This window comes from Limibacillus sp. MBR-115 (assembly GCF_040549425.1).
Classification (GTDB): domain Bacteria; phylum Pseudomonadota; class Alphaproteobacteria; order Kiloniellales; family CECT-8803; genus Limibacillus; species Limibacillus halophilus.
Window position 1 is genome coordinate 38635 of the sequence record NZ_JBEPTJ010000009.1, and the last position, 13722, is coordinate 52356.

11 protein-coding genes are annotated in these 13722 nt (G+C 54.7%); 2 read left to right on the forward strand and 9 right to left on the reverse strand.

Going from position 1 to position 13722, the window contains the following annotated elements:
• Nucleotides 1-21 precede the first annotated feature (21 nt).
• On the reverse strand, nucleotides 22-1992 hold the full coding sequence (locus ABIE63_RS15715) for a ComEC/Rec2 family competence protein (RefSeq protein WP_354505819.1): 1971 nt from the start codon (nucleotides 1990-1992) through the stop codon (nucleotides 22-24).
• 400 nt (nucleotides 1993-2392) lie between these two features.
• On the opposite strand from ABIE63_RS15715, the gene gltX reads away from it, so the two are divergent.
• Both gltX and ABIE63_RS15725 read left to right on the forward strand, forming a co-directional pair.
• A complete protein-coding gene (gene gltX / locus ABIE63_RS15720; protein ID WP_354505822.1) occupies nucleotides 2393-3820 on the forward strand; it encodes a glutamate--tRNA ligase in 1428 nt (475 codons plus the stop codon).
• Nucleotides 3821-3887: 67 nt separating this feature from the next.
• A complete protein-coding gene (locus ABIE63_RS15725; RefSeq protein ID WP_183416704.1) occupies nucleotides 3888-5183 on the forward strand; it encodes a citrate synthase in 1296 nt (431 codons plus the stop codon).
• 30 nt (nucleotides 5184-5213) lie between these two features.
• Here the strand turns inward: ABIE63_RS15725 and lpxB are convergent, their stop codons facing one another.
• Genes lpxB through rseP form a run of 8 tightly spaced genes read right to left on the reverse strand, consistent with a single transcriptional unit; the run spans nucleotide 5214 to nucleotide 13624 of the window.
• A complete protein-coding gene (lpxB, locus tag ABIE63_RS15730) occupies nucleotides 5214-6419 on the reverse strand; it encodes a lipid-A-disaccharide synthase (RefSeq protein ID WP_354505826.1) in 1206 nt (401 codons plus the stop codon).
• A complete protein-coding gene (locus tag ABIE63_RS15735) occupies nucleotides 6409-7269 on the reverse strand; it encodes a UDP-2,3-diacylglucosamine diphosphatase LpxI (RefSeq protein WP_354505829.1) in 861 nt (286 codons plus the stop codon). Before ABIE63_RS15735 ends, lpxB begins: the two co-directional genes overlap by 11 nt.
• On the reverse strand, nucleotides 7247-8035 hold the full coding sequence (gene lpxA / locus ABIE63_RS15740) for an acyl-ACP--UDP-N-acetylglucosamine O-acyltransferase (protein ID WP_183416701.1): 789 nt from the start codon (nucleotides 8033-8035) through the stop codon (nucleotides 7247-7249). The genes ABIE63_RS15735 and lpxA overlap by 23 nt, the downstream gene beginning before the upstream one ends.
• Nucleotides 8035-8508, reverse strand: a complete 474-nt coding sequence (fabZ, locus tag ABIE63_RS15745) for a 3-hydroxyacyl-ACP dehydratase FabZ (RefSeq protein WP_354505834.1) — start codon at nucleotides 8506-8508, stop codon at nucleotides 8035-8037. The genes lpxA and fabZ overlap by 1 nt, the downstream gene beginning before the upstream one ends.
• Nucleotides 8509-8510: 2 nt before the next feature.
• Nucleotides 8511-9527 (reverse strand): UDP-3-O-(3-hydroxymyristoyl)glucosamine N-acyltransferase, encoded by a 1017-nt coding sequence (gene lpxD, locus ABIE63_RS15750; protein ID WP_354505837.1) that lies wholly within the window; start codon nucleotides 9525-9527, stop codon nucleotides 8511-8513.
• Between the two features lie 23 nt (nucleotides 9528-9550).
• Nucleotides 9551-10108 carry an OmpH family outer membrane protein gene (locus ABIE63_RS15755; protein ID WP_354505840.1) on the reverse strand — a complete coding sequence of 186 codons (558 nt, stop codon included), beginning with the start codon at nucleotides 10106-10108 and terminating at the stop codon, nucleotides 9551-9553.
• 26 nt (nucleotides 10109-10134) lie between these two features.
• The gene (bamA, locus tag ABIE63_RS15760) at nucleotides 10135-12444 is read right to left on the reverse strand and encodes an outer membrane protein assembly factor BamA (protein ID WP_354505843.1); all 2310 of its coding nucleotides are present in this window, start codon (nucleotides 12442-12444) and stop codon (nucleotides 10135-10137) included.
• Nucleotides 12445-12487: 43 nt separating this feature from the next.
• Nucleotides 12488-13624, reverse strand: coding sequence for an RIP metalloprotease RseP (gene rseP / locus ABIE63_RS15765; protein ID WP_354505846.1), 1137 nt, complete (start codon nucleotides 13622-13624; stop codon nucleotides 12488-12490).
• Nucleotides 13625-13722 lie beyond the last annotated feature (98 nt).

Consider the following 13722-nt stretch of genomic DNA (forward strand, 5'->3'; position numbering starts at 1 on the left):
TCACGATCCAGCACACTCACTCTAATCCGGACCACCGCTCCAAGGACGCAGTCCGCGCAGGCTTTCGACGGTTCGATATGTGACTGATGCGCGCTGGGCATCCAACCAAAAGGCGTGCGTCCCGTTCCTCCAGAAATCAAAGCGGTCGAAAAGCCGGTCGCGGGGGATATCGTCGCAGTGTGCGCTACGAACCGGTTCCAGGCTTATGACCAGAGCCGCGCGCCGGCAGTCCTCCTCCAATCCACGCCCGTCAAAAGAAATTGCGACCGGCCATCCATCCTTGCGATAGAGACACCCCAATCCATCGCAGCTCAGCCAATCGTTACGATCACCCTTTTCATCCCAGGCGAAAACGGATTGGCTGCCAAGCGCCTCCATCCAGATTTGCCGCTCGAAAGTTTGGCGTCTGAGAGTGGAGAAGCCGTAGTGACCATTCGGGTCGCGCAGGGCAACCAGATCGGCGGACTCGTCAATGATGATGTCAGGGAGAGTGCGAGACAGCGGCGCGACAAGACTCAAAAGGATGATTGGTAGTGCGATGTAGCGCCACGGCCTGCGCCAGATACACAACCAAAGCCCAGCCACGGCGATCACGACCAAAGGCAGGGTCGGCAAACTGGGTATCTTCACGACGGCGCCTGGCAAGCTGGCAACATAGTGAGCGACTGTAAGCAATAGCTCCAAGAGGATAGCCATCAGCTTCAGTATCCAAGCGTCTGCAGTGAACGGCGCCAGTAATAGAGCACACAGCACCAGTGGCATTATGCCAAATGCCATCAACGGCACAGCGATTAGGTTGGCAAGAAGACCGTACACAGCGAAGCGACCAAAATGGTGTAATGCGAAGGGGGTTGTCGCCACTATCGCCACAACCGATGTAATGCTGAGGACCGCAAGATAACGGATGGGCACCCCGAGTGCTGACAACCCCGGCTGCCTGGCCGCCCTCACCTGACGACCCTCCGGCTTTTCGAATACAGCGATTAGCGCTACCACAGCGGCAAAAGAAAGCTGAAATGACGCCGAAACCAGACTCTCGGGTCGCAAAAAAAGTACCACTAACGCGGCAGCGCCAACCAGTCTCAATGAAATTGGTGATCGGTCAATAAGCACTGCAACAAGCGCCAGCAGAACCATGATGAATGCTCGTTCCGCAGGGATTGAAGACCCGACAAGTAGGAGATAAGAGAAAGCCACCGGTGCTGCGGCAACCGCAGCGATCTTTTTGATCGGTGCTCTAAGGGCAAAGAACGGCAAAAGCGCGAACAACGCGCGAAGACCCCCAAACACCAAACCCGCGATCAACCCTAGGTGCAGACCGGAAATTGCCAGAAGATGCGCAAGCCCCGCATCGCGCATGGCTTGCGTGCTTTCCGGCGAAATAGCCCCCCGATCACCGGTCATTAGAGCGGCGGCCAGCGCACCTGTGTCACCGGGGAGTACTCCCCGGACGCGCGCAGAAAGTGATTGTCGAGCCGTGGCCAACCAGGTCGCCAAATCGGTGTGGTTGTCGCCCCCATGAGCCCGCGCGACCAGCAACGGCTTACCAAAGGAAAAGCCGACAGCGCCAATGCCTTGGAAGTAGGCATTGCGAGCGAAGTCGAAGCCGCCGGGAAAGGCTGGACGTGCTGGTGGCAGCAACATGGTCAGCACCGTGACACGGTATCCGGGACGGATTTCCTGCCAACCGTCCCGAAGTGAAATCCTGATGCGTGTTGGCAATTCAGAGACTGGTAATTCCGGCCCTTTGAGGTCTTCCAGGACGATCCGGGCGCCCATTTCTCTCGCCTCTACCGAGATGACCCTGCCGGAAAGTTCGACCGGGCCGACCTTGCGTTTCAACGCTCCAACATCAAGAAGATCGGTGCGGATCTTTGCGGTGGTCAAGCCTGAGGCAATCAGGGCGACCAGCAAAAACGGCCAAAGGACACCGCGGCCTTTGGACAGCAGAACTGCGATCCAAGCCAGAAGCGATACCGTGGCGAGCGGCATTAATGCAGGTTCTTCTGAGAGCGAAAAGTAAATGCCCACGCCAGTGCCGAAAAAGCCTGGCACCCAAAGGATCCATCGGCTTCGTTCTTCCAAAAAATTTTCCGCAAACGCGCGAGCCAGAAACCCGCACACTGAACAGCGTCTTGCGCCCAAATCGCTCGCCCCCCAACGATACCCGGCGTCGCCGCTTTACTTCGATTTTGTTTTAGCGATCACCGTTCCGAAAATCCCAACCGGGACATCGGTTCGAACCAAGAATGACGACCCGACAACAGCCTGACAACCTCCATTGGAGAGAGTTATCCAATGCCCAAGGATGGCATAAGGTACGTAATATGTGGTAAGAGCCCCATCCATCCTGACGACCTCCCGCCTTGCAACAGGAAATCGCTAGACAGCCATGACCATTGTAACCCGCTTCGCACCCTCACCCACCGGATTCCTTCACATTGGTGGCGCACGCACAGCTTTGTTTAATTGGTTGTATGCCCGCCACCATGGTGGAACGTTTCGCCTTCGCATCGAAGACACCGATCGGCAACGATCCACGCCGGAGGCGATCGCAGCAATCCTTGAGGGTTTACAGTGGCTGGGTCTCGATTGGGACGAAGATGTTGTCTACCAGTTCGAGCGCGCCGGTCGCCATGCAGCGGTTGTGGAGGAACTCCTTGCAAAGGGTTTAGCCTATCGCTGCTATGCCTCTCCGGAAGAGTTGGACGCCATGCGAAGCGAGCAGCGGGCCAAGGGACTGCCAGTCCGCTATGACGGCCGCTGGCGTGATCGGGACCCCGCCGATGCACCCGCAGGGGTGCAACCTGTCATTCGTCTAAAGGCGCCACAAGAGGGCGAAACCGTGATTGAGGACCACGTCCAAGGCGCTGTGACGGTCATGAACGCCCAACTTGATGACATGGTGATGCTGCGCGCCGACGGAACGCCGACCTACATGCTGTCTGTCGTGGTGGATGACCATGATATGGGAATCACTCATGTTATCCGTGGGGATGACCATCTGACCAATGCCTTCAGGCAAACGCAGCTTTACCGAGCGATGGGTTGGCAGGTTCCTGCTTTTGCACACATTCCCCTCATACACGGGCCTGATGGCGCAAAACTTTCCAAACGACACGGAGCGCTCGGGGTCGAAGCCTATCGCGACCTGGGGTACCTGCCCGAGGCCATGCGGAACTACCTGCTGCGTTTGGGTTGGGGCCATGGCGATGACGAGATCATCACTACTGAACAAGCTGTGGCTTGGTTTGAATTGGGAGCCGTTGGCCGCTCGGCTTCAAGGTTCGATTTCGCAAAACTCGATAGCTTGAATGCGCACTACATAAAGAATAGCGACGATCACAGGCTGGTAAGTTTGATTGCCCCACGGCTTGAGAAAGCACTGGGTGCGACGCTAAGCCAAGATGACAACGAGCGCTTGACTAAGGGTATGAACGGACTCAAGCAGCGAGCAAAGAATCTGAATCATCTCGCAGAGACGGCGCTTTTCTACGTGAAGCGGCCGGACAGCCTCTCACAAAAGGCAGGGAAAATTCTCGACCATCAGGGTAAATCCACGATAGAGGAGCTCTTGCCACTGCTGGAAGACTTGAAAGCATGGAGCGAAGAGGCTTGCGAGAGCACAGTGAAAGCCTATGCCGACTCACACGATATGAAGCTTGGTAACGTTGCCCAACCATTGCGTGCCGCGCTGACCGGAACAAACGTATCGCCAGGTATTTTCGAGGTCATGGCGATTCTAGGGCGCGATGAAACCCTGCTGCGCTTGCGAGAGATACCGACGATTGTTCTGGCTGATGAACGCGCTGTGAATTGATCCACCAATACTTTAGCTCTATGCTGCGCTGCATCTAAATAATGACCAAACCAAAGAGGATCGGGAGATGACAGAAAAAAAACATATGACCCTCACCGACAATTCCAGCGGCAAGAGCTGGGACCTCCCGGTTATGGAAGGAACTCTTGGGCCGAGCGTGGTCGACGTACGCAAGCTCTATGGCGACACCGAGCACTTCACATTCGACCCGGGGTTTACCTCAACCGGTAGCTGTGAATCCAAGATTACCTATATTGATGGCGATGAAGGAATACTGCTGCACCGCGGTTACCGGATCGAAGATCTTGCCGAACACAGTGATTTCATGGATGTTTCCTACCTGTTGTTACATGGCGAGCTTCCCTCCCGTTCTGAGAAGCTGGCGTTCGAAAAAGCCATCACTTATCACACGATGGTTCACGAACAGCTCAACTACTTCTTTCGGGGGTTCCGTCGAGACGCGCACCCGATGGCCATCATGGTTGGGGTCGTCGGCGCCCTCTCATCCTTCTATCACGACAGCACGGACATTGGTGACCCACACCAGCGGATGATCGCCAGCCATCGCCTGATTGCCAAAATGCCGACTATTGCCGCCTGGGCGTACAAGTATTCGGTCGGCCAGCCTTTTATGTATCCACGGAACAGCCTCAACTACGCCGAGAACTTCCTGCAAATGACTTTCGGGGTCCCTGCTGAGGAATACAAAGTCAGCCCCACGCTTGCTCGGGCCATGGACCGTATTTTCATCCTTCATGCAGACCACGAGCAGAATGCTTCGACTTCCACGGTTCGGATCGCCGGCTCTTCGGGCGCCAATCCCTTTGCCTGCATTGCAGCAGGCATAGCGTCTCTCTGGGGACCGGCGCATGGTGGAGCAAACGAGGCCGTTCTACTGATGCTCCAGGAGATTGGTCATAAGGACCGCATCCACGAGTTCATCAAGCGCGCAAAAGACAAGGATGACCCCTTCCGGCTGATGGGCTTTGGCCACCGGGTCTACAAGAACTACGATCCACGCGCCAAGGTAATGCAGAAATCCTGCCATGAGGTTCTTTCAGAGCTGGGTGTTGACGACCCGCTTTTAGAACTCGCCATGGAGTTGGAGAAGATCGCACTGGAAGACGATTATTTCGTCTCGAAGAAACTCTTCCCGAACGTTGACTTCTATTCGGGCATCATTCTTAAGGCGATGGGATTCCCCACGACCATGTTCACTGTCCTTTTTGCGCTCGCCCGCACTGTCGGATGGGTCGCCCAGTGGAAGGAAATGATCGAAGATCCCAACCAGAGGATCAGCCGCCCACGTCAGCTCTATACGGGCTACGCCGAACGGCCCTACAAACCAATCGACAAACGATAAACTTTTGAATTAACAAACAAAAAAGCGGTCTCATCCAATGTGAGGCCGCTTTTTTTCTACCGATTCGCTCAGCAGTTTCTGCAATACCTCACCGGCAAGCCCTGCCGGGTTTCCCGTTGGACCTTGCATCAGGGCGAGCGCCGGTTCCAGTGCTGCGATCTGGCGTGCACAGGCTGATCCGTCGCCAAGGTATTGTAGGATTGCAGAAGCAAGGAGATCCGGCCGGGCACGATCTTGTATAAACTCGGGCTGTATCTCGCGTTCCATTATCAGATTAACCAGGCTTACATAACGAACCTTCAGCATTCGGCGAGCAAAGAACGCCGAAACAGCATTTACTTTGTAAGTTATGATCGCTGGCACTTTAGCCGCAGCCAGTTCAACAGCAACGGTACCGGACGCCGCCAAAGCCAGGTCGCTGATGGTAAAAGCTGCCCGCTTCAATTGGTCCTTATCGAGCACGGTCACCTGCCAGGGCCACTTTGCAACCTCCGCACGGACGTGGCTCGAAACGGCCGGAACTGTCGGCAAAAGAATCTTCAGATTTGCCACTTCTGGCAATACAAACCCAAGGGTTTGTTTGAACAAAGGAAGGAGCCGCGCGATCTCCATTCGACGGCTGCCGGGTAGCAAGCATAGAACCGGGAAATTCGGCTCTTCTGCCAAACCAAGCGTTCGCATTGCCGCGGCTTTGGTTGGCGCATCCGCCGATAGATGTGCCGCAGGGTGCCCGACGAAAGTGGCAGGCAGTCCATGACGTTGAAAGTAGGGCGGCTCAAAGGGAAGGAGCGTCAGGAGATGATCAAGGTACCCCGCCATCGCCTTCGCTCGCCATGCTTTCCACGCCCATACGCTGGGCGCAACTAGATGAACAAGGGGCAACGAACCATCTGGATGCCTTTTCCTTAGCCGTTCTGCGACGCGCAACGAAAAGGATGGACTATCTATCGAAAGGAATAAATCCGGCTGGAAAGAGACCGCTGCATCAATGGTTTCTTGCATTCTCCGGGTCAAGCGCGGCAGATGACCCAGTACTTCTACCAACCCCATCACGGATAGATCTTGCATTGGGAACAGGCTTTGAAGACCCTGATCTTCCATAGCCGGCCCCCCAACACCGGCGAATAGAACCCGCCCGTTAAGTTTACCGGCAAGATCCTTCATTACAGCAGCGCCTAACTGGTCGCCGGAAGGCTCACCCGCGAACACAAAGACCTTTACCGTGTCAGGATTCATTGCCTGTTACACCGACTATGAAGCAACCTCTCTCGTCCGCAAACTCAATCGTCTTCTCCGGCTCCAAGAGCAGTGTCCGTCCCGCTTCCAACGCGACGCCGTCCAGGCCACTTTCAATGATCCTATGCAAGGTTTCAGGACCAACCGTGGGCATATCAACGCGCATCTCCTGCTGTGGCTTGGCGACTTTGATCAGCACCCCCCCAGGACCGGGCCTTTTAAGCTCCCTCACCCGATCCAACAGGCAATCCGTCCCCTCGATTGCCTCGACACCCAAAACCAGGCCCTGTTGAACGACGACAGACTGACCGACATCAAGCCGACCCAAGGCCCTGGCAATTAAAAGGCCGCGCTCAATATCCTGTCGCGCAAGATCATCCGGCGCGTGGCGCCCTAAGACACCGACAACAACCGGCTGGGTCCTGGCCAGAAACTGCTCTGGGCCAAGCACCCTGAATCCCTCTTCATCCTCCAACAGACGGACAATTCCGCCGAGAAGCCCATCATCGCCAAATACGGACTTTCCAGCCCTCATCAGCGCTTTGCGGGCACGTTTATCGAGTGCAAGAGCAGAAAATCCGGGACGCCGGATTGGCCCCACCAACACGACGTCTCTCACCTTGGCGCTATGCAAGCGAGCGAGAATTTCACCGGCCGCCCCAAGTTGCGTCCAAAAATGGCTGAAACCCTCAACTGCTTCAGGATCGGTTTGCCCCTCAAAGGCAACGACCAGAACGCCGTACCCACGCCTTTGGGCCTCCAGAGCAACTTGCCGGGGAAGATCGCCGCTGCCTGCTAGGATCCCAAGAATCCCTGGCTCTTTCTGATTAGTCGGGTCGGCAGATTCCATGCTGCGATGGCTCCAGGACGAATTCTATCAGGGCTTTCCCCGCCGGACCGTATTCAGCTAGCTCGCGTAGACGTGCGGCCCGCTCCGATAATGGCTCCCCTATCGGGCCGAACAGAGAATCGTAAATTGACCGAAGCTGGCCCAACTCTTGGCTCGGCATCGAACTGCGTTTCAATCCGATTAAGTTCAAGCCGACTAGGGCCGCCCGGTCTCCCTTAACAAGTCCGAAGGGGATGACGTCCTGTTCTACCCCCGACATCCCGCCAATCATGGCCCCTTTGCCGATCCTGACAAACTGTAAGACCGCCGAGAGCCCCCCGATCACGGCTCCCTCGCCGACATGCACATGCCCTGCCAGAGTAACGTTGTTGGCCAAAATCACTCGGTCACCAATTTGACAGTCATGCGCAACATGAACGCCAACCATCAGCAAACAATCGGCGCCCACACTTGTGATCATTCCGCCACCAAGGGTACCGGTGTTGATGGTAACCTGCTCCCGGATCACCGTACGCTCACCGATGACCAACTCCGAAGGTTCGCCCGCATACTTCAGGTCCTGCGGTATGTGCCCGATTGAGGAAAACGGGTACAGCGTGCAATGCGAAGCAATACGGGTCCGACCCATAATGGAAACATGACTGATCAGTCGGCAGTTATCACCAATAACGACATCGCTTCCAACGTGGCAAAATGGGCCAATTTCTACACCATCGCCCAGCGTCGCACCGGGCTCCACGATAGATGACGGGTGTAGCTTGGCCATCAATGATCCATAATCATCGCCGAAAACTCGGCTTCAGCCACATTCCGCCCTTCTACCTGAGCCTCGCCTTTGAAACGCCAAACGTTGCCACGGTTCTTAGTCTTACGGACCAGAATCCGGACCTGATCACCAGGCACGACGGGCTTGCGAAAACGAGCGTTGGCAATCGTCATAAAATAAACCAGCTTGCCAGCTGCCTCTCCTTCCAAGGTCTCCACCACCAGTACGGCAGCCGTTTGGGCCATCGCCTCTACCAAAAGGACACCCGGCATTACAGGTTGACGTGGAAAGTGCCCCGCAAAATAGGGCTCGTTTATTGTTACATTCTTTATCCCCACGGCAGATACGTCTGGTTGAATCTCAACGACCCGGTCAATCATCAAAAATGGATAACGATGCGGAATCATTTCCATGATTCCTAAAATATCCACGTTCCCTTTGTCTGCACGCGCTCCCGATGGGTTTCCGACCATTCCTATTTGTCCTTACCACGCAATTGTCTTTTCCAAAGTGCGACAAGCTTGAAATATTCCCGCAAAGGCATCGCCGGAAGGCCGCCCACGGTCTGACCTGCCGGTACGTCTGCCATCAAACCAGACTTAGCGGCCAGTGTCGCCCCATCCCCCATCTCCAGATGCCCTGCAACCCCTGCTTGGGCACCCAGAGAGACAAAATTACCAAGTTTAGTGCTTCCTGCCACACCTGATTGAGCAACCAGGATGCAATTTCTTCCAATGTCGACGTTATGCCCAAGTTGCACAAGATTATCGATCTTTGTATTTGCGCCGACGACTGTATCCGGCCCTGCTCCACGATCAATCGTGACATTGGCGCCGATTTCACAATCATCTTGGATCAACACGCGACCGAGTTGGGGAACATCTAAAAACCCATCTGCACCGGTCGCAAATCCGAACCCTCGCTGTCCGATTCGCGCGCCGGGGTGGATGGTAACCCGCTCACCAACGATACTGTGCGAAATGGATACGCTGGCCCCAATCCGACATGCCGAGCCGATGACGACACTGCGCCCAAAATAACAGTAAGGGCCTATTTCGCAGCCTTCACCGATCTCGACGCCCTCTTCCACAACCACGTAGGGCCCGATACTGCACCCCTCACCAATTATCGCGCCTTCATGAATGACAGCGGTGTGATGCCGAGCGGGCACCACGGGTGGCTCCGGATAGAAGTGAGCGGCGATTTTTGCGTAGGCATGATAAGGGCGGGCTGTCAGTATTTTTGCCATTCCCGCTGGGGCCCTATCGCCTTGTTGAGGCGTTAGAACGCAGGCAGATGCTGCGCTGGTTGCAAGCATTGCCGAATAACGTTTGTTATCCAGGAAGGTCAACTCGCCTTTGGCGGCGCGCGCTATAGGCGCCACATCGTGAATCAACAAGGCTTCATCGCCCACCAACTCGCCTTGCGTGATCTCTGCAAGTTCAGCGAGTGCGAAGGGCCCTCTACGATCGAAGAAACGCGGATCTGGCATCCGTTCTAATTCCTGCCTTTGATTTACTCAGGCAAGGTTACAGCAGGAAGAGATTTGTTCAAACGACCTAAAGCTTCGTCCGTGATTTCCAATGCTGGGCGCACGATCACAACGGTGGATTTTGATAATACCAAGTCGGCATTTCGTTCTTCAGCGATTTGGCGAATAACGACAATCAGAGATTCCTGGATACCAGCCATGGCGTTAGCATAGAGCCGGTCCAAATCAAGCTTCGATCCCTGAATACTCTTCTGAACCGAGGCCACTTTCGCCTCGAATGTTGCTCGCTCTGCTGCGAACTCATCGTTCGTCAATGAACTGCGGCGTTCCACCAAAAGCTTTTCATCGTCCCGAAGTTCTTCTTCCTGCTCACGGATCTGAACCTGTAACGCTCGCCTGCGTTGTTCCATTTCAACCTGAAGCGCTCGAACGGCCGAAGCTTCTCGTAAAATCTGCTGCAGATCGGCAACCAGGTAGCTAGGACTGCTGCCCGTGGTGTCTCCTGATGTCTTGTCAGCCCCAAAGGTGCTCCCTGTCATCAGAGACAGCAACAAAAGAGCGCTAAGAAGCAGGCGTTTCACTCAATTATCCAAACGGCGCATGGCCACTAAAACTGCGTGCCGAGGCTAAAGTAAAGGATGCTGGTATCGTCGAAATCTTCCTTAACCACAGGGAAACCGAAGTCGATCGCCAATGGGCCAAGAGGAGATGACCAGGAAAACCCGAATCCAACGGACGCACGAAGACCGGACTCATCGGCGATGTTTGCGCCTGTGATGCTGGGCGTATCAAATGCTGTGCCGAAGTCTGTGAATAACCGTCCCTTGATACCGATCGATTCCGGCAACCCCAATGGGAACGTCGCCTCAATCGTGCCGACCGCGAAGTTCTCAGCGCCCAGCGAATCATCGGTATTGGTGTCACGCGGACCGACGCCACCGATCGCAAAGCCACGGAACGTTGCACCACCGACAAAGAAACGATCGCTGACGCTCGTATCATCATGCAATGAGGTAATGTTACCCGCTTGGGCACCAAGACGGACCACTACATCTTCCGCAGCCGGAATATAGTAGTTCGCATCAACCCGATTCTTGACGAAATACTCCGTGCCACCTAGGCCCGCCAACTCGGTTGCAAACGTGACGTTGACGCCATCGGTTGGTGAAAGCCGATTGCTGATCGTCGAATAACGCAAGCTGTGCTCTAACGAAGATTTTACTGTCTCTCCTTCTTCCGCCTTGATGGCCGTGGAAGCTGTGGAATCGACGTCGGTAATTTTGCGAACCGTCAGCGTGTAGTCCCAAAGCTGGCGCAAATCGTTGCTTAAATTATAACCCGCGCGCACACCGCCGCCCGTGCGCTCTTCGTCAAAAGAGCTTTCGTCTTGCTGGGTCGTGACCCGGAACAAATCGAAGCCCGCAGCCAAGTTACGATCCAGGAAGTAAGGCTCCGTGAAGCTCAGGTCGATCTGAGACCGGGACCCTGCTATCAAAAGGTTGATCTGCAAATCTTGTCCCTTACCCAGCAGATTGCGTTCACGAACGCCAACCTGACCAATGGGACCGAGCGACGTTGAAAATCCAGCGCCAAAACTAAACTCCCCGGTGGACTGCTCCGTAACTTCCACATCAATGACGGTGCGATCCGGTGTTGTTCCCGGCTGAGAATCCACCTCTACCGTCTCAAAGAATCCGAGGTTGCGAATCCGGTCACGGGACCGACGAATTTTTGTCGCGTTGAAGGCATCGCCTTCTACGACCTGAAACTCACGCCGGATTACGCGGTCAAGTGTCCGGGTGTTGCCGGATATGTCGATACGCTCGACAAAAACCTTTGGACCCTCGTTGATCTCGTAAACAAGATTGATCAGTTTGTTCTCAAGATCGCGTTCGACGCGCGGTGTGATATCGACGAAGGCAAATCCTAACGTCCCCACCTGATCTGATAGGTTGCTGACCGTATCGCTGACTTCTTTGGCGCTATACCATTCGCCTTCTTCTGTGAGGATAGCTTCCTGTACAGCCTCGACATCTAGATTGCGAAGAGTCGTCGCGACATCAATGCTTCCATAGCGATACCTTTCGCCTTCTTGCAAAACGAAAGTAATGATGAAGCTGTCGCGCTCCGGCGTCAGTTCGGCAGACGTCGAGAGTACTTTAAAGTCGGCGTATCCTTCGTCCTTGTAGAAGTCTGAAAGCAACTGTTCATCAAACTGGAGACGATCCGGATCATAGGTATCTGTCGTCGTCAGAAAATTCCAGAAACTGTACTCATCGGACAGAACCTCCGAACGCAGCGAACCGTCCGAGAATGCTTTGTTACCGATGAAGTTAATGGCGCTGATTGTTGTCTTGGGCCCTTCGTCGATCTCAAAAACGAGATCGACGCGATTTTGTTCCAACCGAATGATATTGGGCTCAACCGTCGCGGCAAATCGTCCCTGACGCCGATAAAGGTCACGAATACGATCCGAATCGCTCTGTGCTTTGGAACGTGTAAAGACCCGGCTTGGCTGCAGCTCGACTTCCGACTGCAAGGTCTCATCATCAATCCTGTCATTACCTTCGAAGGCGATACGATTGATGGTCGGGTGTTCTTCGACTATCACGACTAACGAATCAGCCTCGCGGCGCAAAGCCACGTCGGCGAAGAAGCCAGTCTCGAACAGGCGTTTCAGCGTTTCATTCAACGCGATCGCATCAAATGGATCACCGGGATCCACCGTCATGTAGGAGCGGATAGTTCTGGGATCTATTCGCAGCGATCCTTCAATGCGAATTTCCTCAATCGTGCCGCCTTCTAGCAACGATTGCGCATTACCCGCTTCTGTATGCAAAAGCATCAGCGCAAGAGCAAGAAATGAAAGTCTCTTGGCGATAGCTCGAGCGATCCGCAAGATTTCCCCCTTCGTCATTCGGTCTACTTGAAGGAACGCTGCCCTGAACCCAAACAAAGACCTAAGAGATCAGATTAATCAGGTAATCAAAAACCTTTAGGCTGGCCAGATCATTCCAAGTGACAAGCACCATGAGGCTCAATACCAGAGCCAACCCTATCCGGAAACCATATTCTTGCGCCCGCTCACCCAATGGTCGACCGCGCACCCATTCAAAGGCGTAGAACATCAGATGTCCACCGTCCAACATCGGAATAGGGAAAAGATTAATCAAACCAAGGTTGATCGAGAGCACTGCTGCGAACCAAAGTGCCGCTGAGATGCCCAGTTCGGCAGCCTGCCCGGACATCTGAGCGATTCGAATCGGCCCACCAAGTTCTTCAGTGCTGCGATCACCCACGATGATCTGCCCAACAGCTCGCAAAGTCCCAACCACCAGGTTACCGGTTTCGGTAAAAGCAACACCGATTGCCGAAACCGGCCCCAGCGAGCGATATTCGACTCCGCTGCGGGTGATGCCCAGGCGTCCCACCATGCGCTTGTTGCCGAGGTTGTCGTCGATCTCCACCTGTTGTGGCGTAACCGGAAGCGATAGCACCGATCCGTCTCGAAGAACGTCGACCTGCAGCTCCGTTCCCGGATTCAAGATAACCAGCCGCTGAATGTCCTCGAAGCGCTCGATCGTTTCACCATCGATCTTGATGATGCGGTCATCCGGTTGGAAACCTGCGGCTTGAGCGGCGCTGCCCTCTTGAATCTGCCCTACTACAGGCGGCGTGAAGGGCTGGCCATAAGCCAGAAACAGCCCTGCAAGCAGTATGATGGCAAAAATGAAATTGGCGATCGGACCGGCAGCCACGACTGCGGTCCGCTGTCCCAAGCGTTTATGATGGAAGGAGACCGCCTTTTCCTCTGGCGTCATCTCCTGCACACCCTCACCCGGGCGACTAGCCGGGTCACTGTCGCCGAACATTTTCACGTAGCCGCCAAGCGGCAAAAGTGAAATCTTCCAGCGCGTTCCGCTCTTGTCATTCCAGCCAAATATCTCTCGACCGAAACCAATAGAGAAAACCTCGACTCGCACGCTGTTCCAGCGCGCAACGAGGTAGTGACCCATCTCGTGAACGAACACCAAGATTGAAAGAATCACCAGGAACGGGACTACAATTTCCCAAAACCCGTTCAGGACCGATAGCATGTTTCAGAGCTCCAGAGATGGTTTCGAGAGAGACTGCATATATTTATCAATACTGTCCAGCACCACGACATCCCTGGAAACCTACAACAGAGTGCATC